The 21,463-nt window shown below is 69.8% G+C and carries 26 protein-coding genes; 15 read left to right on the top strand and 11 right to left on the bottom strand.

Translation table 11 applies throughout. The annotated features are described in order from the left end of the window. Positions 1 to 99 precede the first annotated feature (99 nt). A complete protein-coding gene (gene bcp / locus AB0M01_RS23505) occupies positions 100 to 567 on the bottom strand; it encodes a thioredoxin-dependent thiol peroxidase (RefSeq protein ID WP_363672843.1) in 468 nt (155 codons plus the stop codon). Positions 568 to 733: 166 nt separating this feature from the next. Between bcp and AB0M01_RS23500 the strand changes: the two genes are divergently transcribed. From AB0M01_RS23500 to AB0M01_RS23490, 3 genes are read left to right on the top strand one after another with little or no spacing between them, the layout of a single operon-like run. Beyond that, the gene (locus AB0M01_RS23500; protein WP_363672841.1) at positions 734 to 1,777 is read left to right on the top strand and encodes a glucose 1-dehydrogenase; all 1,044 of its coding nucleotides are present in this window, start codon (positions 734 to 736) and stop codon (positions 1,775 to 1,777) included. 44 nt (positions 1,778 to 1,821) lie between these two features. Beyond that, positions 1,822 to 2,085 carry a DUF3618 domain-containing protein gene (locus AB0M01_RS23495; RefSeq protein ID WP_363672839.1) on the top strand — a complete coding sequence of 88 codons (264 nt, stop codon included), beginning with the start codon at positions 1,822 to 1,824 and terminating at the stop codon, positions 2,083 to 2,085. 41 nt (positions 2,086 to 2,126) lie between these two features. After that, the gene (locus AB0M01_RS23490; RefSeq protein ID WP_344178651.1) at positions 2,127 to 2,420 is read left to right on the top strand and encodes a co-chaperone GroES; all 294 of its coding nucleotides are present in this window, start codon (positions 2,127 to 2,129) and stop codon (positions 2,418 to 2,420) included. Here AB0M01_RS23490 and AB0M01_RS23485 read toward each other — a convergent pair. Then, a complete protein-coding gene (locus tag AB0M01_RS23485) occupies positions 2,417 to 2,794 on the bottom strand; it encodes a DoxX family protein (protein ID WP_363672837.1) in 378 nt (125 codons plus the stop codon). The genes AB0M01_RS23490 and AB0M01_RS23485 overlap by 4 nt on opposite strands. 86 nt (positions 2,795 to 2,880) lie before the next feature. Here AB0M01_RS23485 and AB0M01_RS23480 point away from each other — a divergent pair, with 86 nt between their 5' ends. The 9 genes from AB0M01_RS23480 (at position 2,881) to AB0M01_RS23440 (ending at position 11,535) form a co-directional block, all read left to right on the top strand. Next, positions 2,881 to 3,351 (top strand): MarR family transcriptional regulator, encoded by a 471-nt coding sequence (locus AB0M01_RS23480; RefSeq protein ID WP_363672835.1) that lies wholly within the window; start codon positions 2,881 to 2,883, stop codon positions 3,349 to 3,351. Positions 3,352 to 3,395: 44 nt separating this feature from the next. Further along, positions 3,396 to 3,992 (top strand): TetR/AcrR family transcriptional regulator, encoded by a 597-nt coding sequence (locus tag AB0M01_RS23475; RefSeq protein WP_363672833.1) that lies wholly within the window; start codon positions 3,396 to 3,398, stop codon positions 3,990 to 3,992. A gap of 35 nt (positions 3,993 to 4,027) precedes the next feature. Further along, positions 4,028 to 4,933 (top strand): alpha/beta fold hydrolase, encoded by a 906-nt coding sequence (locus AB0M01_RS23470; RefSeq protein WP_363672831.1) that lies wholly within the window; start codon positions 4,028 to 4,030, stop codon positions 4,931 to 4,933. Continuing rightward, complete coding sequence (gene dapC / locus AB0M01_RS23465) at positions 4,930 to 6,045, top strand: succinyldiaminopimelate transaminase (RefSeq protein ID WP_363672829.1); 1,116 nt, start codon at positions 4,930 to 4,932, stop codon at positions 6,043 to 6,045. The genes AB0M01_RS23470 and dapC overlap by 4 nt, the downstream gene beginning before the upstream one ends. 82 nt (positions 6,046 to 6,127) lie before the next feature. Further along, complete coding sequence (locus tag AB0M01_RS23460) at positions 6,128 to 7,498, top strand: M15 family metallopeptidase (RefSeq protein ID WP_363672827.1); 1,371 nt, start codon at positions 6,128 to 6,130, stop codon at positions 7,496 to 7,498. Then, positions 7,495 to 8,298, top strand: coding sequence for a hypothetical protein (locus AB0M01_RS23455; RefSeq protein ID WP_363672825.1), 804 nt, complete (start codon positions 7,495 to 7,497; stop codon positions 8,296 to 8,298). Before AB0M01_RS23460 ends, AB0M01_RS23455 begins: the two co-directional genes overlap by 4 nt. A 44-nt stretch (positions 8,299 to 8,342) precedes the next feature. Next, on the top strand, positions 8,343 to 9,497 hold the full coding sequence (locus AB0M01_RS23450) for an amino acid deaminase/aldolase (protein ID WP_363672823.1): 1,155 nt from the start codon (positions 8,343 to 8,345) through the stop codon (positions 9,495 to 9,497). Positions 9,498 to 9,516: 19 nt separating this feature from the next. Next, a complete protein-coding gene (locus AB0M01_RS23445) occupies positions 9,517 to 10,818 on the top strand; it encodes a D-arabinono-1,4-lactone oxidase (RefSeq protein ID WP_363672821.1) in 1,302 nt (433 codons plus the stop codon). A gap of 9 nt (positions 10,819 to 10,827) precedes the next feature. Then, on the top strand, positions 10,828 to 11,535 hold the full coding sequence (locus tag AB0M01_RS23440; protein WP_363672819.1) for a PIG-L deacetylase family protein: 708 nt from the start codon (positions 10,828 to 10,830) through the stop codon (positions 11,533 to 11,535). Here AB0M01_RS23440 and AB0M01_RS23435 read toward each other — a convergent pair. Then, positions 11,532 to 12,326: an isocitrate lyase/phosphoenolpyruvate mutase family protein gene (locus tag AB0M01_RS23435; protein WP_363672817.1), complete on the bottom strand. Its 795-nt coding sequence runs from the start codon at positions 12,324 to 12,326 to the stop codon at positions 11,532 to 11,534. The genes AB0M01_RS23440 and AB0M01_RS23435 overlap by 4 nt on opposite strands. Beyond that, a complete protein-coding gene (locus tag AB0M01_RS23430) occupies positions 12,326 to 12,622 on the bottom strand; it encodes an antibiotic biosynthesis monooxygenase (protein ID WP_363672814.1) in 297 nt (98 codons plus the stop codon). The genes AB0M01_RS23435 and AB0M01_RS23430 overlap by 1 nt, the downstream gene beginning before the upstream one ends. A 197-nt stretch (positions 12,623 to 12,819) precedes the next feature. Here AB0M01_RS23430 and AB0M01_RS23425 point away from each other — a divergent pair, with 197 nt between their 5' ends. Further along, on the top strand, positions 12,820 to 14,082 hold the full coding sequence (locus tag AB0M01_RS23425) for an AlkA N-terminal domain-containing protein (RefSeq protein ID WP_363672812.1): 1,263 nt from the start codon (positions 12,820 to 12,822) through the stop codon (positions 14,080 to 14,082). Between the two features lie 86 nt (positions 14,083 to 14,168). Here the strand turns inward: AB0M01_RS23425 and AB0M01_RS23420 are convergent, their stop codons facing one another. Next, positions 14,169 to 14,615 carry a MarR family transcriptional regulator gene (locus AB0M01_RS23420; RefSeq protein WP_363672810.1) on the bottom strand — a complete coding sequence of 149 codons (447 nt, stop codon included), beginning with the start codon at positions 14,613 to 14,615 and terminating at the stop codon, positions 14,169 to 14,171. A 55-nt stretch (positions 14,616 to 14,670) separates the two neighbouring features. Between AB0M01_RS23420 and AB0M01_RS23415 the strand changes: the two genes are divergently transcribed. Beyond that, positions 14,671 to 15,486 (top strand): alpha/beta hydrolase, encoded by an 816-nt coding sequence (locus AB0M01_RS23415; protein ID WP_363672808.1) that lies wholly within the window; start codon positions 14,671 to 14,673, stop codon positions 15,484 to 15,486. Here AB0M01_RS23415 and AB0M01_RS23410 read toward each other — a convergent pair. Together AB0M01_RS23410 and AB0M01_RS23405 are read right to left on the bottom strand one after the other, a co-directional pair. Next, the gene (locus AB0M01_RS23410; protein ID WP_363672805.1) at positions 15,466 to 16,119 is read right to left on the bottom strand and encodes a class I SAM-dependent methyltransferase; all 654 of its coding nucleotides are present in this window, start codon (positions 16,117 to 16,119) and stop codon (positions 15,466 to 15,468) included. The two genes, AB0M01_RS23415 and AB0M01_RS23410, sit on opposite strands and share 21 nt — an antisense overlap. Before the next feature lie 38 nt (positions 16,120 to 16,157). After that, positions 16,158 to 16,535, bottom strand: coding sequence for a hypothetical protein (locus AB0M01_RS23405; RefSeq protein ID WP_363672803.1), 378 nt, complete (start codon positions 16,533 to 16,535; stop codon positions 16,158 to 16,160). A 96-nt stretch (positions 16,536 to 16,631) separates the two neighbouring features. On the opposite strand from AB0M01_RS23405, the gene AB0M01_RS23400 reads away from it, so the two are divergent. Then, positions 16,632 to 16,994: a hypothetical protein gene (locus tag AB0M01_RS23400; protein ID WP_363672801.1), complete on the top strand. Its 363-nt coding sequence runs from the start codon at positions 16,632 to 16,634 to the stop codon at positions 16,992 to 16,994. A 1-nt stretch (position 16,995) separates the two neighbouring features. Here AB0M01_RS23400 and AB0M01_RS23395 read toward each other — a convergent pair whose 3' ends face one another. The 4 genes from AB0M01_RS23395 to gndA all read right to left on the bottom strand — a co-directional run bounded on the left by AB0M01_RS23395 (position 16,996) and on the right by gndA (position 21,452). Continuing rightward, positions 16,996 to 17,547 carry a DUF6817 domain-containing protein gene (locus AB0M01_RS23395; RefSeq protein WP_363672799.1) on the bottom strand — a complete coding sequence of 184 codons (552 nt, stop codon included), beginning with the start codon at positions 17,545 to 17,547 and terminating at the stop codon, positions 16,996 to 16,998. Positions 17,548 to 17,731: 184 nt separating this feature from the next. After that, complete coding sequence (locus AB0M01_RS23390; protein WP_363672797.1) at positions 17,732 to 18,721, bottom strand: phosphotransferase; 990 nt, start codon at positions 18,719 to 18,721, stop codon at positions 17,732 to 17,734. A gap of 659 nt (positions 18,722 to 19,380) precedes the next feature. Then, the gene (locus tag AB0M01_RS23385; protein ID WP_363672795.1) at positions 19,381 to 19,899 is read right to left on the bottom strand and encodes a DUF6319 family protein; all 519 of its coding nucleotides are present in this window, start codon (positions 19,897 to 19,899) and stop codon (positions 19,381 to 19,383) included. Between the two features lie 113 nt (positions 19,900 to 20,012). Continuing rightward, positions 20,013 to 21,452, bottom strand: a complete 1,440-nt coding sequence (gene gndA, locus AB0M01_RS23380) for an NADP-dependent phosphogluconate dehydrogenase (protein WP_363672793.1) — start codon at positions 21,450 to 21,452, stop codon at positions 20,013 to 20,015. Positions 21,453 to 21,463: the final 11 nt, after the last annotated feature.

Here is a 21,463-nt window from a genome sequence, read left to right as displayed (position 1 = left end):
GATCCAGATCACAGACACAGATTCGCTCAAACGACCGTTCCATGGACCACCGCCGTGAAAGCTTCGAAGGTTTCCCTTCGCCGAGCTGAGCGCGGCGTCTCAGAGACCGAGATCGCGGCGCAGCTTGGCGACGTGCCCGGTGGCCTTCACGTTGTACTGCGCGACCGCGATCTTGCCCTCGCCGTCGACGACGAAGGTCGAGCGGATCACCCCGGTGACCTTCTTGCCGTACATGGTCTTCTCGCCGAAGGCCCCGTACGCCGACAGGACCTCCTTGTCCGGGTCGCTGAGCAGCGGGAACGTCACGCCGTCGTGCTCGCGGAACTTCTGCAGCTTGGCCGGCTTGTCCGGCGAGATCCCCAGTACGGCGTACCCGGCGGCGGCCAGCGAGTCGAGCGAGTCGCGGAAGTCGCAGGCCTGCTTGGTGCAGCCCGGCGTCATCGCGGCCGGGTAGAAGTAGACGATCACGTTCCGGCCGCGCAGGTCGCTCAGCGAGACCTCCTTGCCGTCGGCGTCGGGCAGGGTGAACTCGGGGGCGGCGTCTCCGACGGACAGGCGCTCGGACATGACTGGGTCCTTCCCTCGGCAACGCGACGGCACAACGGGGTGATTGTCCGACATTCTGCCGTACGCCGGAAGCCGCGTCGCGAGGGGCTCCTGTGACAGCTGGGACGAGGATGCGGTACGGCGAGGGGGCTTGCGCGCGGGGACCGGGCAGGAGTGGAGTGGGCGCATGCGGGCGATGACGGTGGTTCCGGGCAAGGCTGGCTCAGCGTCCGTCGGCGAGGTCGCCGAACCGCCCGAGTCCGACGGCACGATGCTCGTCGAGGGGGTGCTGGCCGGGATCTGCGGCACCGACCTGGAGCTGGTCTCCGGGGAGTTCGGCAGCGGCAGGGCCGGAGCTGACCGGCTGGTGCTCGGGCACGAGTCGCTGGGCCAGGTGCTGGAGGCTCCTGCCGGCTCCGGATTCGCCAGCGGGGACCTGGTCGCTGGGATCGTCCGGCGGCCCGACCCGGAGCCCTGCCCGGCCTGTGCGCGTGGCGAGTGGGACTTCTGCCGCAACGGGCTCTACACCGAGCGCGGGATCAAGGGGAACGACGGGTACGGCGCTGAGCGGTGGCGGGTCGACCCCTACTTCGCCGTACGGGTGCCTGGTGAGCTGGGGCGGCTCGGCGTACTGGTGGAGCCGGCCAGCATCCTCACCAAGGCGTGGGAGCAGGTGGACCACGTCGGTGGCCGCTCCTGGTACGAGCCGAAGCAGGTGCTGGTCACTGGTGCTGGGCCGATCGGTCTGCTGGCTGCACTGATCGCTGCACAGCGCGGGTACGACGTACACGTGCTGGACCGGTCTGACGAGGGCCCGAAGCCGCAGCTGGTGCAGGACCTTGGTGGGACGTTCATCACCGACCTGAGCGAGCTGCCGGTGCAGCCGGACGTAGTGATCGAGGCAACCGGTGCTGGGCCGGTAGTGGTCGAGGCGGCCAAGCTGCTCGCGCCGGCTGGGGTCATGTGTCTGGCTGGTATCTCCCCGGGACCGGCGAAGGTAGAGGTGCAGATGGACGCGCTGGTACGGCAGCTCGTCGTACGGAACGCCGCACTGGTCGGGACGGTCAACGCTGCGAAGCGGCACTACGCGGACGCGGTGGACGTGCTGCTGGCCGCCGACCGGAGCTGGCTGGAGCGGCTGATCACGCGGACCGTTCCGCTGTCGGACTGGCCGAGTGCGCTGACCAAGAACGCCGACGACATCAAGGTGGTCGTGGACCTGCGGGCGTGACCTGCGAGGATGGGAACAGTTGCTGGTCGTAACGAGGAGGACAGGTGTCGGACACGCAAGCTCGTGGTACCGAGCAGATCGAGGCGGACATCGCCGCCACCCGTGCGCGACTGGCCTCGACCGTGGATGAGCTGGTCGACCGCGCGCACCCGAAGAACGTCGCCAAGCGGCAGGTCGAGCAGGCGAAGGCGCAGGTCTTCGACGAGCGCGGCGAGCTGCGCACGCAGAAGCTGGTCGCCGTCGGGGCCGCGGTGGTCGGTGTGGTCGGGATGCTGCTGGTGATCCGCAAGCTGGTGGGCCGCCGGTGACCCCTCGCAAGCGTCTGTCCGACGACAAGCTGCCGATCCGGATGCTGCACGACCGGGTCCTGGTCTCGCTCGAGGTCGAGGGGGAGCGGAAGTCCTCGGCGGGCATCCTGATCCCGGCGACCGCGCAGATGGGTCGCCGGCTGGCCTGGGCGAAGGTGGTCGCGATCGGCGCCAACGTGCGGACGGTCGAGGTCGACGACCGGGTGCTGTTCGACCCGGAGGACCGCGCGGAGGTCGAGGTGCGTGGCGACGACTACGTGCTGCTCCGCGAGAGAGACCTGCACGCGGTCGCCGCCAACCGCCTCGAAGACGGACAGACCGGGCTTTATCTCTAGAAGCTGTTGGGTCCGAAGCGGAACACCGCAAGGACCAGCGCTAGGACCAGTACGACGACGTTGATCGGCAGCGTCTTGTACTCGTTCCGGCGAGTGTGAGTGACCACAGCGCCGGCCATGATCACCGCGAGGCCGACCGCGGCCAGCGGGACCAGGATCGGCGCGATGTCGAGGAGCGCGGGCAGGATCACGCCGACCGCGCCCAGGACCTCGACCGCGCCGATGAACTTCAGCGTTCCGGCGGAGAAGTCCTCGGTCCACTTCATGTTCGGGTTCTCACCCAGCTTGGCCTTGGACTGGGACAGCTTGCTCGCGCCGGCGGCGAGAAAGAAGGCGGCCAGGACCCCGGCGACGATCCACAGAAAGACGTTCATGTCCAACTCTCGGTAGTTAGTTGATGCTTCAAGTCAAGGTAACCCCGTTTGAGTTGAAGCGTCAACCAATCGCGTAGACTGACTGGATGGCGGACGATGTGCGGTGGCTGGACGCCGACCAGCTGCAGGCCTGGATGGCGCTGGCCGGCATGCTGTTCAAGCTGCCCGGTGCGCTCGACTTCCAGCTGCAGCGCGACTCGAGCCTGAATCACTTCGAGTACTCCGTGCTCGCCGCGCTCTCGGAGTCGCCGGACCGGTCGCGGCGGATGAGCGACCTGGCCGGTGAGGCGAACGGCACGCTCTCGCGGCTCTCGCACGTGGTGAAGCGGCTGGAGTCCCGCGGCTTCGTGAACCGGCGTCCGTACGAGGAGGACGGCCGGATCACTGTCGCCACGCTGACCGACGAGGGGTTCGCCTACCTCCTCGCGGCCGCGCCCGGTCACGTCGAGATGGTCCGCAAGTACGTCATCGACGCGCTCACCCCGGAGCAGCTCGAGCAGCTCAAGGTGATCAGCCGGCAGATCACCGCGAAGGTCGACCCCGAGCGCCCCTGCTGAAATAGGGCTTGCCGAGAACCGTACGGTCGTGCTCTTATCGACACGTGGGCAAAGGTGAGCAGACCAGGGCGGCGGTGCTCGACGTCGCCGCGGCGCAGGTCAGCGTGATCGGTTTGAGCGGGCTGAGCATCGGCCTGCTCGCCGAGCGGACCCGGCTGTCCAAGAGCGGCCTGTTCTCCCACTTCCGGTCCAAGGAGCAGCTCCAGCTCGACGTGATCGACTGGACCGCGGAGCTGTTCGCCGAGCGGGTCGTCCGGCCGGCGCTGAAGGCGCCGCGCGGCGAGGCCCGGCTGCGTGAGTTCTTCGACCGCAAGCTGCGCTGGGACAGCGGCGACCTCGCGCTGCCCGGCGGCTGTTTCTTCTACAGCGTGTCCGCCGAGCTCGACGACGCGCCGCCCGGTCCGGTCCGGGACCGCTTCCTGCAGGCGTACCGGGACTACATCGACGCGATCGTGACGGTCTTCCGGACCGGCATCACCGAGGGCCAGTTCCGGCCGGACGCCGATCCGGAGCAGTACGCCTTCGACATCCAGGGCGTGCTGATGGCCTTCCATCACGCCAGCCGGCTGCTCGGCGATGACCGTGCCGAGGCGCGGGCGCGGGCCGCCTTCGAAGCGCTGCTCGACGGCGCGCGGATCTAGACGACCTTGTTCAGCACAGTGGGGGAGACGTTTCGGTGAAAAAAAGCACGATCGTTCGATTCTATTCGACAGCCTTCAAGATCCTGCCGGCGCCGCTCGCGGCGCGGCTGCTGGAGCGGCTCTGGTTCACGCTGCCGCCGGTTCCGGCCAAGGCGCGTGCGCCGCGGATCCCGCTCCCGCCCGCGACGGCGTTCGAGCTGCCCTTCGAGGGTGGGCTGATCCGCGGGCACCAGTACGGCGTACAGGGTCCGCTCGTCTATCTCGTGCACGGCTGGGGCGGCTGGGGCCTGCAGCTCGCGTCCTTCGTCCCGCCGCTGGTCGCCGCCGGCTTCCAGGTCGTCGCGTACGACGCGCCGAGCCACGGCGACTCCGCGCCCGGGCTCGAGGGCAAGGCCCGGAGCACGATGCCGGAGCTGGCCGACGCGTTCCAGGCCGTCGTCGCCGAGCGTGGTCCGGCGTACGGCGTGATCGCGCACTCGCTCGGCGCGGCGGCGGTCACGCACGCGCTGCTCCACTTCGCCGAGCCGGCGCGGGTCGTGTACGTCGCGGCCGCGACCGATTTCACGGTGACGCTGGACGCGTTCCAGGCGGCGTTCGGGTTCGGGCCGCGGGTCCGCGACGGGTTCCTCGACCGGTTCGCGCGCCGGTTCGGGACGATGGACAGCTATGACGGCGTCCGGGTGGTGACCGGCCTGGCGACCCGGCGCGAGCTGCCGCCGCTGCTCGCGATCCACGACCGGGACGACCAGGAGACCGACGCGGACGGGAGCGTCCAGCTCGCGAAGGTCTGGCCGGGCGCGAGCGTCGAGCTCACCGAGGGGCTCGGCCACCGGCGGATCCTGCGTGACGCCGCGGTGATCGCCGCCGCGACCGAGTTCTTATCCACAGATTGGGAAGCCGCCGCCCGCGCGACGGTGCCGCGGGAGACAATGGAGGAGTGACAGACCTCTTCTCCAGCTCCACTTCCAGCCGGCTGCCGGACTTCCCGTGGGACAAGCTCGCGCCTTTCAAGCAGAAGGCGGCCGACCATCCGGACGGCATCGTCGACCTGTCGATCGGCAGCCCGGTGGACCCGGTGCCCGAGCTGGTGAAGAAGGCGCTGGCCGACGCTGCCGACGCTCCGGCGTACCCGACCACGATCGGTACGGCGACCGCCCGGCAGTCGGCGGTCGACTGGTTGGAGCGCCGGCTCGGCGTCCCGGGCGTGGACCCGCAGACCGGCGTGCTGCCGGTGATCGGCACCAAGGAGCTGATCATGCTGCTCCCGATGCTGCTCGGCGTCGGCGCGGGGGACACGGTGCTGATCCCCGACCTCGCCTACCCGACGTACGAGGCGGGTGCGGCGCTGGCGCGTGCGACGAGCGTTCCGGTCGCCGACGTCACCCAGTACGACGGCCCGGTCGCCGTCGCCTACCTGAACTCGCCGCGCAACCCGTCCGGCGAGATCACCTCGGCGGCGGAGCTCAAGGCCGCGGTCGAGTGGGCCCGGGCCAACAACGTGCTGCTCGTGAACGACGAGTGCTACGTCGAGTTCGGCTGGGACGAGCAGCCGGTGTCGGTGCTGCACCCGGACGTGTGTGGTGGCTCGTTCGACAACCTGCTCGCGGTGCACTCGCTGTCGAAGCGGTCGAACCTCGCCGGGTACCGCGCCGGTTTCGTCGCTGGTGACGAGCGGATCGTGGCCGAGCTGCTGGCGGTGCGGAAGCATGCGGGGTTGATGGTGCCGTCGCCGATCCAGGCGGCGATGGCGGCGGCGTTCGCCGACGACCAGCATGTCGAGGAGCAGCGGGAGCGGTACATCCGGCGGCGGTCGGTGCTGCGCGAAGCGCTGACCGGTGCGGGCTGGGAGATCACGCTGTCGCAGGGTGGGTTGTATCTGTGGGCCGAGCACCCGGCGTACGACGCGTACGGGTCGGTCGAGGCGCTGTCGGAGCTGGGCATTCTCGTGGCGCCTGGGGCCTTCTACGGGAAGGCCGGAGAGAGGAACATTCGTGTTGCCCTCACCGGGACCGACGAACGAATCGACGCGGCGGTGAAAAGACTGCAGAACTGAGCGAACCTCACGACCGTTGGTGGCGTCATTCCTGGTGAGGGGTGGCGGGGCAGAGTGGTCCCGTCCGTTGGGGAGGACGGCTATGGCTCGGAGAGCTCTGCCCACTGTTGTGGTGGTGACGCTGCTGGCGCTGCTACCGATCACGGCGCACGCCGAGGTCACGCCGAGCGTGCCGACCGGTACGCCGGTGACCTCGGTGACGCCGCCTACAGAAACACCAAGTTCAGAAACACCAAGTACTGAGACGCCGCCACCTGTAGAGACTCCAGTACCAACTCCCACTCAAACACCGACACAGAAACCACCTGCGGCCGCCGCCGAGCCGCTGGCGATCTCGCTCGACCAGCCGGCGACCACCTGGGAAGACCGCCCGCTCACCTTCACCGGCAAGCTCAACAACGGCGCCGTCAACTGGTACCTCTCGCTCTGGCAGGCGCTGCCCAGCGGCTGGACCCTGCGCGGTGCCACCCACTCCACGGCCGGCGGGAACTACAAGATCACCTACACCCCGACCGGCCCGATCCACACCACGTTCCGCGTCGTCGTCGGCCCGAAGTTCTACGGCACCCCGGCGATGTCACCGGCCCGGATCGGCACCGCGCAGGACAAGAAGATCGTGATCACCAAACCGGCCGCGTCGTACGTCACGCTGACCGGCGTCGCCGTCACCGGGACGACGGTTCCCGCCGAGCCCGGCCTCGAGGTCGTGCTCCAGGACCTGCTCGGCAGCGGCGCCTGGCGCTGGCTGACCAGCGTCAAGACCGATGCCAAGGGCAACTTCCGGCTCCTGGTCCCGGACAACTTCCCGTCCAGCCGCTCGGTCCGCGTGGTCAGTCGCGGCGTGCCCACCACCAGCGTCGAGGTCTCGGCGTCGGCGTACGTCGTGATCAAGGCCGGGCTGAACCCGAAGGTCTACGCGGTCGCGGCCAGCATGATCCCGAAGACGTACCGCGCGGGCTGCCCGGTCGGGCCGGCGTCGCTGCGGCTGCTGACGCTGAACCACTGGGGTTTCGACGGATTGATGCACAAGGGTGAGCTGATCGTCCGTGACGCCGCGGTGCAGAAGATGATCACGGTCTGGACGGCGAACCTGAACGCCAAGTTCCCGATCCGGCGGATGACCCGGGTGGACGTGTTCGGCGGTAGCGACGTGCGCGCGATGGAGGCCGACAACACCTCGATGTTCAACTGCCGCCAGGTCACCGGCGACCCGTACTCGCTGTCCCCGCACTCCTACGGCTACGCGATCGACGTCAACACCGTCGAGAACCCTTACCTCGCGGCGAACGGCGTCTGGTACCCGAAGAACGGCCTGTCCTACCGCACCCGCACGCCTGCCCGTCCCGGCATGCTGTTCGCCGGCAGCACGCTCACCAAGGCGCTCGAAGCGCAGGGCTACTTCTGGGGAGCCCGCTGGGCCAAGCCCGACTACCAGCACTTCGAGCCGAAGTGAGACACCAGTACGCCGTACTGCTGGCCGCTGCAGCCCTGCTGACTGGCTGCAGCGCCAGCGTCGTCGCTGAGCCAGACGGCCAACCCGTCGACGTCCCCTCGACGCCGATGGGCTTCCCCAGCATCGTCGGCGGCACCGTGCCGGTCCCGACGATCACACCCGACACAGCCAAGCCCACCGACGCAGCCAAGCCCCCGGCCACGCCGGACCAGGCCACCGCACCCCCTCCTGCAGAAGCAGGCCCGGTGTCCAGCAAGAACCTGCCCCCAGTCGACAAGCTCGGCAACGGCTGGAAGACCTATGTCGACCCAGCGGGAGCAGAGGCGGGCTGGATCAGCAACAACAACTGGACCAGAGAGCGCAACGCACACCAGGCGGCCTTCGAGGCGCTACCGGTCGGCTGCAAGGGCAAGCTGCCGGCCAGCTCGCTCCCGGTTCCGCAGTACGCGCTGCAGGCGACCTACCGGACCGGCCCGGACCTGCCGGCCACAGCGCTGCTGCTGCGGTTCAGCGACGAGCAGCAGGCCCAGCAGTACTACACCGGCTACGAGGCCCGGGTGAAGGCGTGCGGCACGTCCAGCGACGCTGACCTCTCGATCAAGCCGCTCTGGTCCGAGCAGGACGCCGCCGCCCAGCTGCGCAACTACGCAGGCGCCTCCGCGTACGCCGAGGTCGCCGTACGCCAGGGCCGGACCGTGGCCCTGGTCGCGAGCGCGGCGGCCGATCCGGCGCCCCAACCGAACGCCGACTGGGCGCACTCCGTCGTTCCGCAGCTCCGGACTGTGATCGATTCGGCATGAAAGATGTACTACCTTTCAGTTTTCTTCGGGCCTAGACTCCGTTCATGGCTGACTTCGACCGGTACGGACGGCTGACCGCCGAGCTGGACCCACCGTTCGCGGTGGTGGATCTGGCCGCCTTCCGCCGGAACGCGGACGATCTGGTCCGCCGGGCGGCCGGCGTGCCGATCCGGGTCGCGTCCAAGTCGGTGCGCAACCGCGCGCTGCTCGCGGAGGCGCTGCGGAGGCCCGGGTTCCACGGCGTGATGAGCTACGCGCTGCCCGAGGCACTGTGGCTCGCGCGCAACGGCGTCGACGACATCCTGATGGGCTACCCGACCGTGCACCGCGCCGCGCTGCGCGAGCTGGCCGGCGACGCCGAGGCCGCCGCGCGGATCACGCTGATGATCGACGACATCGAGCACCTCGCGTACATCAAGCAGGTCACCGGCGGTGGCGAGCGGATCCGGGTCTGCCTGGACGTCGACGCCTCGCTGCGGATCTTCGGCCAGCACCTCGGCGTACGACGGTCGCCGCTGCGCACGCCCGACCAAGTGCTCGCGCTCGCCCGGCAAGTGGTCGCCGACGACGCCTTCGAGCTGGTCGGCGTGATGTTCTACGAGGCGCAGATCGCGGGCCTGCCGGACACGTCGCCCGCGGTCCGCTGGGTGAAGCGCCGCTCGGCCGCCGAGCTGTCCGACCGCCGCGGGCTCGTGGTCGACGCGGTCAAGCAGGTCGCGCCGCTGCGGCTGGTGAACAGCGGCGGCACCGGCAGCATCGAGGTGAGCAGCAGCGATCCCGCGGTCACCGAGGTGACGGCCGGGTCCGGGCTGTACGGGCCGACGCTGTTCGACAAGTACGACGTCTTCCAGCCCGAGCATGCCGTCGCCTACGCACTCGGCGTCGTACGGCGGCCGACCCCGCGGATCGCGACGCTGTTCGGCGGCGGGTACGTCGCCTCCGGGCCGGCGAAGAAGTCGCGGCTGCCCGCGCCGGCATGGCCGCTCGGGCTGAAGCTGCTCGGGACCGAGGGCGCGGGCGAGGTGCAGACGCCGGTCGAGGGCGAGCACGCGCGCGGGCTGAAGATCGGCGACCGGGTCTGGATGCGCTACGCGAAGGCAGGCGAGATGCTGGAGCGGTTCGACCGGCTGTACGCGATCGACGGCAACGACCTGAGCGAGCTGGTGAGCTACCGCGGCGAAGGGAAGAACTTCGGATGAGCGCGGGCGAGGGGATCGGATGAACACCTGGCGGAACTGGGCCGGCACCGAGTCGGCGACCGGCGTGGAGGTGCTGCGCCCGGGCTCGACCGACGAGGTCGCGGCGGCGGTCAAGGCCGCGGCCGAGCAGGGCAAGAAGCTGAAGGCGGTCGGCTCCGGCCACTCGTTCACCGGCTGCTCGGTCCCCGAGCAGGTGATGGTCCGCCTCGACGGGCTGTCCGCGATCCAGTCCGCCGACCGGACGTCGGGCCGCGTGACCGTCGGCGCGGGCACCGGCCTGGCCAAGCTGAACGCCGGGCTGGCGTCGTTCGACCTCGCGATGGCCAACCTCGGCGACATCGACAAGCAGACGATCTCCGGCGCCGTCTCCACCGGCACGCACGGGACCGGCGCGAAGCTCGGCGGGCTGGCGACGCAGGTCGTCGGGCTCGAGCTGGTCACCGCCGACGGCTCGGTGCTGCACTGCTCGGCCGACGAGAACGCGGATGTGTTCGCGGCGGCTCGGGTGTCGGTCGGCGCGCTCGGCGTGATCACCGCGATGACGCTGCAGTGCGTCCCCGCGTTCCTGCTCCGCGCGCAGGAGATGCCGCTGCCGCTCGGCGAGGTGCTGAGCGGCTTCGATGAGCTTGCTGATGGCAACGATCATTTCGAGTTCTACTGGTTCCCGCACACCGACGTCGCGCTGACCAAGCGCAACAACCGGGTCTCCGGCGGCGTCGGCGCATCCCCGGTCAGCCGGATCCGCGGCTGGGTCGACGACGAGTTGCTGTCCAACAAGGTGTTCGAGCTGACCAACCGGCTCGCCGTCCGGCGCCCGGCGCTGGTGCCGCGGATCAATCAGCTCGCGTCCCGGGCACTGTCCGCGCGCGAGTACGTCGACGCGTCGTACAAGGTGTTCTGCTCCGAGCGCAACGTGGTCTTCCGCGAGTCCGAGTACGCCGTACCGCGGGAGAAGCTGGTCGAGGTGCTCGGCGAACTGCGCGGCTGGATCGACCGGTCGGGCGAGCGGTTCCCGTTCCCGATCGAGGTCCGGGTGGCCGCGGCCGACGACATCTGGCTGTCGACCGCGCAGGGCCGCGCGACGGCGTACATCGCGATCCACCAGTACCACCGGCTCGACCACGGGCGGTACTTCGCGGCCTTCGAGCAGATCGTCGCGGCGTACGGCGGGCGGCCGCACTGGGGCAAGCTGCACACCCTCGGCGCCGAGCGCTTCGCCGAGCTGTACCCGCACTTCGGCGACTTCCTGGCCGTGCGCGACCGGCTCGATCCGGGCCGCGCGTTCGCGAACCCCTACTCCCGGAAGGTCTTCGGCGACTAACCTGCGGCCATGAACCCGCTCGAACCGGTAGTTGAGGACTGGACCAAGGCGCTGGCGATCGTGGCGCACCCCGACGATCTCGAGTTCGGCACGGCGGCGGCCATCGCGCGCTGGACCGGGCAGGGCAAGCAGGTCGTCTACGTGATGGCGACCTCCGGCGAGGCCGGGATCGACAGCTTGGAGCCCGCGAAGTGCGGCCCGCTGCGCGAGGCCGAGCAGATCGAGTCGGCGCGGATCGTCGGCGTCGACGTGGTCGAGTTCCTCGGGCAGCCGGACGGCACGATCGAGTACGGCGTCGCGCTGCGCGAGGTGCTCACCGCGGTGATCCGCCGGCACCAGCCGGAGATCGTGATCACCAACAACTTCCGCGAGACCTGGGACGGGCACGACGTGCTCAACCAGGCCGACCACATGGCCGTCGGGCGCGCGACCCTCGACGCGGTCCGGGACGCGGCGAACCGGTGGATCTTCCCCACCGCGGGCGAGCGGTGGAACGGCGTACGGCAGGTGTGGGCGGCCGGGTCACCGCTGGGCAAGCACGGTGTCGACACCACCGACACCTACGAGACCGGGCTGGCGTCGCTGCGGGCGCACAAGGCGTACATCGACGGGCTCGGCGGGTTCGACCCGGCGGAGTTCCTCGAAGGCGTCGCGCGCGCCGGCGGCACGCGGTTCGGCACGACGTTCGCGACGTCCTTCGAGGTCTTCACGCCTTAGAAGCGAGCGTTCAGGGCTCCGAAGTCGAGGCTGCTCTCCTCGTAGGTGCCCTGGTCGAGCAGGCGGCGGGCGGCGTCGAAGGCCTTGCTGTACGCCGCTTCGGCGATCGCCGTACCGACGCTGACCCGGCGTACGCCGTGGGCGAGCAGCTCGGCGACGGTGGGCGCGCCCGGGCCGGCCATCGCGTTGACCGGGAGCGGAGAGGCGCCGGTCAGCTCGGCGAGGGTCGGCAGGTCGGTGAGGCCGGGGACGAAGAGGCTGTCGGCGCCGGCTTCGGCGTACTGCTTGGCCCTGGCGAGGACCTCCGTCAGCCGGCCTTCCTCCGGGCCGATGCCGAAGAGGAAGACGTCGGTGCGGACGTTGATCAGGAGCTCGGGGAGTCCGGCGGCGACTGCTGCACTTCGTGCTGCGACGATCCGGTCGGCCTGCTCGGCCGGTGTGAACAGCGGGCCGCCCGGGACCTTCGAGTCCTCAAGATTCACGCCGACCGCGCCGGCCTCGATGATCTCCTCGACCGCTCGGCTGACGTCTTCCGGCGCTGCGCCGTAACCGCCTTCGATGTCGGCCGTGACCGGTACGTCGACGGCCGCGGCGATTCGGCGTACCTGCTCGACCATCTCGTCCCGCGTGACGACCTGCCCGTCGGGCTTGCCCAGCGACCAGGCGACGCCGCCGCTCGTCGTGGCGACCGCCCGCGCACCCGCGGCGACGACGAGCACGGCGCTCCCGGCATCCCAGACGTTCGGCAGCACGAGCGGGTCGAGCCCGCGCAGCACCTCGGCCTTGCCCATCAGTGGCTGACCAGTAGCTCGTGGTCGATTTCCACGAACTCGACGATCAGCTCACCGAACCGGCCCGCGACCAGTTCCTCGTACGCCGCTGAGCCGGTGTGCGCGTCGTACGCGTTCTGGTCCGCGAAGTGCTCGACGAAGAGCAGGTAGTCGGCGCGCGCCGGATCACGGTAGACGCGGAACGACAGCGTTCCCGCTTCCTGCTCCGGGCCGCGCGGCGCGAACTCGGCGACGATCGCCTCGGCCTCGGCCTGCTTTCCGGCTTTCAACTCGATCGGGAAAACCTTGCACAGCATGGTGATTGACCTTTCTGGGATGACTTGATGGGAAAAAGCATCGGCCGTTGGGGAGGGGGAGGTCTGGCCAGATTCGGACAGGGACCGTCGGGACCGCCCCGGTTTAGCGGCTTGGAGCCCCCGGCCCTCGCTGGGCTGCTCCGAGCGTGTCCGGATCTGGCTGGCCGGTGGTCCGGGGATGGCCTATACCTGGTGGGGTGACGACCTACTCGGCGGTGGTGACGACCGGCATCTACTGCCGGCCGGGCTGCGGGGCCAAGCCGCTGGCGGAGAACGTTCGGACGTTCGAGCTGGCGGCCGCCGCGGAGGCGGCCGGGTTCCGGGCCTGCCTGCGGTGCCGGCCGTATCGTGTCGCTTCGCCAGTGGACGCCCGAGCGCCGGAGATGGTGTGCCGAGCGGTGCAGCTGATCATCGACGGGGTGCTCGACGACGGGACCGAGGTGGCACTGGGCGAGCGGCTCGCGGTGTCGCCTCGGCATCTGCGGCGGATGTTCCGCGAGCACCTCGGCGTGACACCCGACCAGCTCGCGCGGTCGCGACGCGCGCACTTCGCGCGACGGTTGCTGGACGACTCGGAGCTGAGCGTCGCGGACGTCGCGTTCGCCTCGGGGTTCGGGAGCCTGCGGCAGTTCAACCGCGAGATCCGCCAGGTCTTCCGGGCCGCGCCGCGCGAACTCCGCGAACGGCATCGGCGCGCCGACCGACTGACTGCCGACGGCGGGTTGGTGCTGCGGTTGCCGTACCAGCCGCCGTACGACTGGGATGCGATGCTCGCCTTCTTCGCGGCCCGGGCGATCCCCGGCGTCGAGTCGGTCGCCGACCGCACGTACCGCCGTACGATCGCGATCGATGGTGGCCCTGGGCTGCTCGAGCTCTCGCCGGGCACCGGCGACCACCTGATCCTGCGCGCGCACCTCCCGTACTGGGAAGGCCTCATCCACGTCGTCGAACGCGCCGCCCGCATGGTCGGCGTCGACAGCGCACCCGCCGATGATTCGGACGCCGTCCTTGGTCCCCTCGTACGCCGCCGCCCGGGGCTCCGCGTGCCCGGCGCGTGGGGCCCGCTGGAGGCGGCCGTCCAGTCAACCCTTGCCCAAGGCAACACTCTCACCGAGGCCCGCGCGCTCGCCGGTGAACTGGTCGCGCGCTTCGGCCATCCCGTACCGGGCCTCCCGCACGGCCTCACCCACCTCTTCCCCTCAGCCGAAGCGCTCATCCCCGCCCCCGGTCTCCCAGGAGCGATCGGGCAGGCACACGCCACCCACCCGACCCTCCTCGACCCGCAACCTCTCGCCGCGCTGATCGCCAACCTCGTCGCCATCCCCGGCCTCACCGAGGACACCGCCCACGAGATCGCACTCCGCCTCGGCCACCAGGACGCCTTCCCACCAAGCCTGCACGCGGACCCAGCGCGATGGCGCCCACATCAAGCCCTGGCGGCGACCTACCTCAGCACCTGAAGCGTCTGCGCGAACCGCAGCCCGTTCCAGTCCTTGGCTCCCTGCTGATGAGCGACAAAATTCCGATGTCCGCGGGCGCGGTGGTGTCAGGCCCGTAGGCGGGCGAGGGCGTCCGGCGTCAGGTACTGGGCGAGTTTCTCCAGTAGGTCGACGACCTCGGCGACCTGGCTGGGGTCGTCCAGGGCGGTGGCGAGGGTGTCGTCGATCGGCGCCGCGCGGACTTCGGCGACTCGGGGTGACGGGTTGCGAGCTGGGTTGACGATCGAGCGGCGGCGGTCGGTGGGATCGGCCTCGGTGTTGACGGCGCCGGCTTCGCGGAGGCGGGCGATGGCGGCTGAGACGGCGCTCTGGGGGAGGCCGGTGCGGGCGGCGATCTCGCCGACGGCGCTGCCGGGGTGGGTGCGGACGTCGCTGACGACGATCAGGACCGTGCGCACGCTCGTCGAGTGTTCGCCGATGCCTTCGGTCGGGAGGGCTTGTTCGCCGATCTTCATCAGGGTGCGGCCGAGCAGGAAGAGGTCTACTCCGTTCACAGCGCAAACTGTATCACTCTTGATGCATCAGAAATGATGGATTACGGTGATCGGCATGGAGAACACGCTGAAGGTGCCGGGTGCGGAGCTGTACTACGAGGTCCGGGGCAGCGGCCCCGCGCTGCTGATCGGGCAGAGCGGGGAAGGCGATGCCGGTCGCAGCCGGGATCTCGTCGATCGGCTGGTCGGTGACTTCCGGGTGATCACGTACGACCGGCGCGGGCTCTCGCGCAGTCGACTCGACGAGCCGGGGCAGGGGGTCACGCTCGCCGACCACGCGTACGACGTACACCTGCTGCTGGCGAAGCTGACCGACGAGCCGGTGACGATGCTCGGCTGCAGCCTCGGCGCCTCGATCGGGCTGCATGTCGTCGTCGATCACCCGGGGCAGCTCGGGGCGCTGATCGCGCACGAGCCGGTGACGCCGCGGCTGCTTCCGGAGGACGAGCGGACGCGGCACGAGCGGGAACTGCTGCACCTCCAGGACGTGCATCGCCGCGAAGGCCTGGCTCCGACGCTGAAGCTGGTCGCTGAGGTGCTCGGCATCGACCCGACCAACCGGAACGCCGAACCCGATCTGACGCCGCAGCCGATGAACGCGCAGCGGATCGCGAACTTCGACTTCTTCATCGAGCACGACTTCACGGCGATCGTCCACGACACGCTGGACGTCGCGGCGCTCCCAGGCGCGTCGACGCGCATCGTGCCGGCGGTCGGCAAGACGACGCCGGAGAACGTGTTCGACCGGCAATGCGCGATGGCCCTGGGCGAGCTGGTCGGCGCTGAGGTCCGAGGGTTCCCCGGCGGCCACAACGGCAACACCAGCCACCCGCAGGCCTACGCTGCCGCCCTACGCGCGCTTTGCGACTAACGCCAGCGACGGTACGCCGGCGACGCTCTCGGACAACCGCAGATCGGCAACCTGGGCGAGGCCGGCTTTGTCCAGCAGCGCCCACAGGTCCTCGGGTTGCCACAGATGCGTCGTCCACGTGACCGGCACTCCGCCGTACGCCTCCGTGCGGTGGATCTCGCCGTCGCCCTGATGCAGGCCGAGGATGACGTGGCCGCCGGGGACCAAGGCGCGGGCGAACGACTCGAGGACCTGGGCGAGCGTTGCCCGGGGGAGATTGAAGAGCGACCACCAGCCGAGAATGCCGCCGAGGGAGGAGTCGGGGAGGCCTAGGTCGGTCGCTGAGGCGACGGCGAACCGCTGATCCGGATAGCGTCGCCGGGCGTGCTCGATCATCCGGGGAGACAGGTCGACGCCACGCACGTCGAGGCCGCGCTCGGCGAGGTACGCGGTGACGTCACCCGGCCCGCAACCGACATCGAGCACCGGCCCGAGATCCCGGACCGCGGTCGCGAAACCGTCGACGGCGATCCGCAGCCACGGGTACGCCGTGAGGTCGCCGAGGTTCATCTCGACGTAGTTGTCCGCGACCCGGTCGTACGACGTACGGACGAGGTCGAGATCAGCCGGCTGCTCGATCAGGGATGCGTTCATGCTGCCGGATGCTAATGACCGCCGCCGACAGCGATGCCCTAATCCCTGAAGGCGCGCAAGCTCGGCGGGTTTGGGAGCGGACGGCGAGGTTCGCGGTCGCCGGACGGGTCGGCCGGGGGCTGCTTCCAGGATCGGACCAGCGCCCGGCCGTGCTTGTCGAGGCGGAAGAGGTCCAGTTGCTCGACCTCGATCGCCGGGATGCCGAGCTGGGCGAGGGTCCGGTGGGCCGTTGCCGCCGCGAAGTCGTGCTTGCGCGGGCTGGACTTGTGCTGCAGTACTACGGCCACGCGGCCGTCCGGGAGCGTTTCGGTACGGACGAAACGCATGCCCTTGTCGAGCTTCGCCGAGTCGAGATAGGCGGACGTGGTCAGGCGCCGGGGTTGCCGGGTGCGGGCGATCACTTCGTACTGGGCCATGTATCGATCATGCGTTGTCGGCCTACCGTTTTCCAGGAATGTTTTCTGGACCTGCCAGACTCGTATCCGGGGCAGCGCGTGAGGAGGCGCAGGGCCGTGTCGGACAGTGAAGCCGGACCGGAGCCGGAACGGTCCGAGCTCTGGCAACCGCCGTGGTGGATGCTCGTGTTCGCGCCACTGGTGTGGTTGCTGCTGGCCGCGCTGGTGATGGACCGGCGAGGGCTCGCGGTCGGGCTGGTCGCCCTGGTGCTGCTGGTCCCGGTGGGGATGCCGGCGCCGCCGATTCTGCGGTGGCTACGCCGGCATCGGCGGCTGGTCGGCGTGCACGCCGGGCCGGTGGTCTTCGCCGGTACGGCGGCGTTCACGGACTTCCCGCTGTGGTTGTGCACGGCGGCGGGCGTGACCGCGTTGCTCGTCGCGGTCGTGCTCACGACGATGCGGGAGTTCTCGCACCACTAGGTCAGCTGGGTGCTGGGGAGAGCTCGAGGGTTCGGGTCGCGTCGGCGAGGACCGCGGGAGAGGCGAGGGACTGCCAGCGAGGGATCAGCTCCTGCAGGTACGGGCGGAGCTTGCCGGCCAGGTGCGGGGCGTGGTCGAGGACATCCAGCTCGTTGACGATCGAGAGGTCGACGAAGTCGCGGAGCTCGGCGGTCGACAGCTCCTCCGACGTACCGGTGAAGCGGTCGGTGACCGTGTGGTGCTCGGCCAGGTCGCGCCAGGTCGTCTCGCGCTCGCAGGCGCCGTACCGGTAGACGAGCTGCTCCGCCTCGGCGCCGATCGCGGCTTCGAGGACCGGGCGTTCGTTCTGCCAGTCGAAGAGGTGGGTGGGGAAGCCGTCGGTGCCGTACGCCGCGTGGGCCAGACCGGCCAGCACCAGAGTGTCGGTTGCGCCGAGAGTGGTGAGTCGCTTGGCGACGCGGTGCAGGTGAACGTAGAGCGTGCCGCCGGCGTGGTCGAGCTCGTCGGCGCCGCGGACCATCAGCAGCGATCCCAGGTCGTGGAAGGTGCTCATCTGACCTCTTCTGTTCGGAGCGGCCAGGGCCCGGAAGGTGAACCCAGAGCAAATACGGTACGGCGCGAGGGTGGCGCTCGCCCAGCGGTCCGGCGTGCCGGATGCGTCACATCTTTCGCGGTGAATCGGTGGAAAAGATTCGCCGCTGATGGGATGTGGCGGGAAGAACGGTCGAGGTCGGGGTCTACCAGTGGAGTCTGTCCAGGTGGTTGTGGCCGGAGAGGAGGTTCGCGATGCGGTGTTGTGCTGTTTGACGGATGTCGGGCTGGGGGTGGTGGGCGTGGATCGCCAGCTCTACGTACAGGTCGTAGAAGTTCAATCGTTCGCGGAGGTTGTCGCGGTCGAAGAGCTCTGGGTAGGCGTTGTGCAGCCAGGTGGGGACTTCGGTGAGGGTGGATTCGTCTAGGCCTTGGCGGTCTGGGGTTGGCGGGTAGTCTCGCGCGTTTGCGCACCAGCGGAGGAGGGTGTCGAGCTCTACGTCCGCGGGTTGGGCTACTGCTTCTGCGAAGTCGATGAGGCCGGTGACTTGGCCTTGGTCGACCATGATGTTGGAGCCGTGGAGGTCGCCGTGGACGAGGACTTGTTCGTCGGTGGCGAAGAGGGGGAGGCGGTCCTGGATCCAGATGGCTACGTCTTTGAGCAGCTGTGGGTCGTGGTCTTCGTGTTGCTGGGCTGCTTCGAGGTTTTGGAGTGTTGCGGACACCACTGGTGGGTGGAAGGCGGGCCATGGGTGGCCGGCTAGGGCGTTGATCAGCCAGGGTGGGCGGAGGTTCGGCGGGGCGGGGATGCGGTGGAGGGCGCGCAGTGCTGCGGCCAGGCTTTTGATGATCGATTGGCGGGTGGGGGTGTCGGCGGTTGGCCAGGTCTCGTGGAGGGTTCGGCCGGGGATTCGTTCGGTGACTGACCAGGGGCCTTGTGGGGCGGTGCCTTGGGCGATTTGGCGGGGGTGAGGGACGTCGGTGTCGGCCAGGAGGGCGACGACGGCGGCCTCGTGGTGGTAGGCGTCGGGGAATCGATCGGTGCTGAGGCGTACTACGTGGTTTTCGCCGACCCAGACGCGGCTGACCCAGCCGGCTTTGGGGAGGAAGCTGCCGGTGGTGGGGAGGGCTGCGGCTTTGAGGATTGCTAGGAGGGTGGGGTCGTTGGCGGGGGTGGTTGGGGGGTGGTTGGGCACGGGGTAACCGTTGCATGGGGGCGGGGGTTGCATCATGTGGTTTGTGGGTGGGGGGGTGCGTGTACGGCGAACGCCGGGGCTGAGGTTGCCTGTCGGCTGACCGGTTGGGGCTGGGGTTGTTTGTACGGCGAGCGGCGGGGGCTGGGGTTGCTTGTCAGCTGACCGGCTGGGGTTGGCGCACGTAGGTCGGGTGCGGGTGGTTCGGGCCTCGCGGCGCCGGCTGCGGGTCGGCGGTTGGGTGCGGGTAGGTGCCACCTGTGTACTTCTCGCCTGCCTCCGCCGATTGGCAGCTACAGGCGCGCTGTTTGGGCGAGAAGTCAGCAGGCGTCACCTTGGGCTTGGCCTTTGCCCTGCACACCTTTGGCTTCGGTGGGGACCGGCTGGGGCTGGGGTTGTTGGCCGGGTGACCGGCTGGGGCTGAGGTCCCAGGGCGGGGGACCGGCTGGGGTTGAGGTCCCCGGGCGGCTGACCGGGCCGGGCTGGGCTGGGGTTGCCGGCTTGGGCTGCGTTCCTGGGCGGGAACGCGTCATGCCGGGCCGTCTTTCGACGGCCCGGCATGCTCCTCAGTGCGCTGGGTGGGGGCGGACGCCTCTGTCCCCGCCCAGGGGGCCACGGTCGGTGGGGAAGGGAAGTCCCCGGGCCGACTGCGGGATTGGGGGTCAGTCGTCGAGTTCGGCGAGGGCTCGGCGGGCTGCTTCGAGTTCGGCTTCGAGGGCGGCGACCTTGGCGGCCTGCTGTTCGCGGGCGGCGTCGATGACCTCGTCGATGGGGCCGGAGAGGTCCTCGTGGAGTTCCTTGGCGGCGCGGGAGACTGCGGCCGCGGCGACCAGGAGGTTCTTGGCGATGTAGCTGTTGCCCTGCTTGAGCTCAGCCTTCCACTCGCCGTCGGCGGTGCCCGTGACGGTGAGGGTGAGTTCGAGGGTCTTGGTCTTCTTCGCGGGAGCCTTCTTGGCGGGGGCCTTCTTGGGCTTCTCGGCCGCGGGGGCCGGAGCCGGGGTCGGCTCGTCGGAGGACGACGCGTCGGACGGCGAAGCGTCCGAGGCGGCGGGGGCGTCCGACGGGGAAGCGTCGGCCGCGGGGGTCGTGGTGTCCGCGTCGGGGGCGGTCACGTCGGTCGCGTCGGCGGGAGTGTCGACGGTGTCGGTCTGAGCTTCAGCTGCAAAAGTGTCTACAGTCATCGTTGCGGCGATCTCCCTGGGTGAACATGTCCCCGCCGGAGCGGGCTGGCGCTGAGTGAACAGTAGAACATATGTTCGATCTCAGCGCCAATCCCACTGCAGCGTCAACTACCTCAGGCGTCGTGCTCCTTGCGGTCACCGGACCAGTCCAGGTGGAACGCGCCCTCGCGGTCGACCCGGTGGTAGGTGTGCGCGCCGAACAGGTCGCGCAGGCCCTGGATCAGGGCGGCCGGCAGGCGCTCCGCGCGCAGGCCGTCGTAGTACGAGAGCGAGGCCGAGAAGCCCGGTGCCGGGATGCCCGCGGCGGCGGCGACGCCGACGACCCGGCGCCACGCCTCCTGGCCGTTCGCGACGGCTTCCTTGAAGTAGTCGTCGACGAGCAGCGACGGCAGGTTCGCGTCGCGGTCGTAGGCCTCCTTGATCCGGTCCAGGAAGCGGGCCCGGATGATGCAGCCGCCGCGCCAGATCTTGGCCATCGCGCCCAGGTCGATGTCCCAGCCGTACTGCTCGGAGGCGGCCCGGATGGCGTCGAAGCCCTGCGCGTAGGCGACCAGCTTCGACGAGTACAGCGCGTGCCGGACGTCCTCGATGAACGCGTCCCGGTCGGCCGGGGCCTCGAAGCTCGCCGGCCCGGGCAGCGCGCCCGCGCCGGCCTTACGCCGTACGACGTCGCCCGACAGCGACCGCGCGAAGACCGCCTCGGCCATCCCGCTGACCGGGATCCCGAGGTCGAGCGCGACCTGGACGGTCCAGCGCCCGGTGCCCTTCTGCTCGGCCTGGTCGAGCACGACGTCGACGAACGGCCCGCCGGTCGACTCGTCGACCTGGGACAGCACCTCGGCGGTGATCTCGATCAGGAACGACTCCAGGTCGCCGCTGTTCCACTCGCGGAACACGTCGGCCACCTCGGATGCGGACAGCCCGAGCACCTGGCGGAGCAGGTCGTAGGACTCCGCGATCAGCTGCATGTCGGCGTACTCGATGCCGTTGTGCAGCATCTTGACGAAGTGGCCGGCGCCGTCCGGGCCGACGTGCACGCAGCACGGCTCGCCGCCGACGTGAGCGGAGATCTTGGTCAGCATCGGCTCCAGCGCCGCGTAGGCGAAGGTCGAGCCGCCGGGCATGATGCTCGGGCCGTTCAGCGCGCCCTCCTCGCCGCCGGAGACGCCGGCGCCGACGAAGTGCAGGCCCTTCGCCTTCAGTGCGTCCTCGCGGCGGCGGGTGTCGGCGAAGTGCGCGTTGCCCGCGTCGACGACGATGTCGCCCTCGGACAGCAGCGGCACCAGCTCGTCGATCACCGCGTCGGTCGGCTCGCCGGCCTTGACCATGATGATGATCTTGCGCGGCGTCTCGAGCGACTCCACCAGCGCCGGCAGGTCCGCGGCGGGGACGAACTCACCCTCGTGGCCGAACTCCGCGACCAGTGCGTCCGTGCGGCCCTGGGACCGGTTGTGGACGGCGACGCGGAAGCCGTTGCGGGCCAGGTTCCGGGCCAGGTTGCGGCCCATCACGGCGAGGCCGGTGACGGCGATCTGGGCTGGAGCAGAACTCATCGGTGTCTCCT

Origin of the sequence: Kribbella sp. NPDC051770, from assembly GCF_040681455.1 — a bacterium.
GTDB lineage: Bacteria > Actinomycetota > Actinomycetes > Propionibacteriales > Kribbellaceae > Kribbella.
Note: the sequence above shows the minus strand (reverse complement) of the source record. Positions and strands in the feature narration are given on the sequence as shown.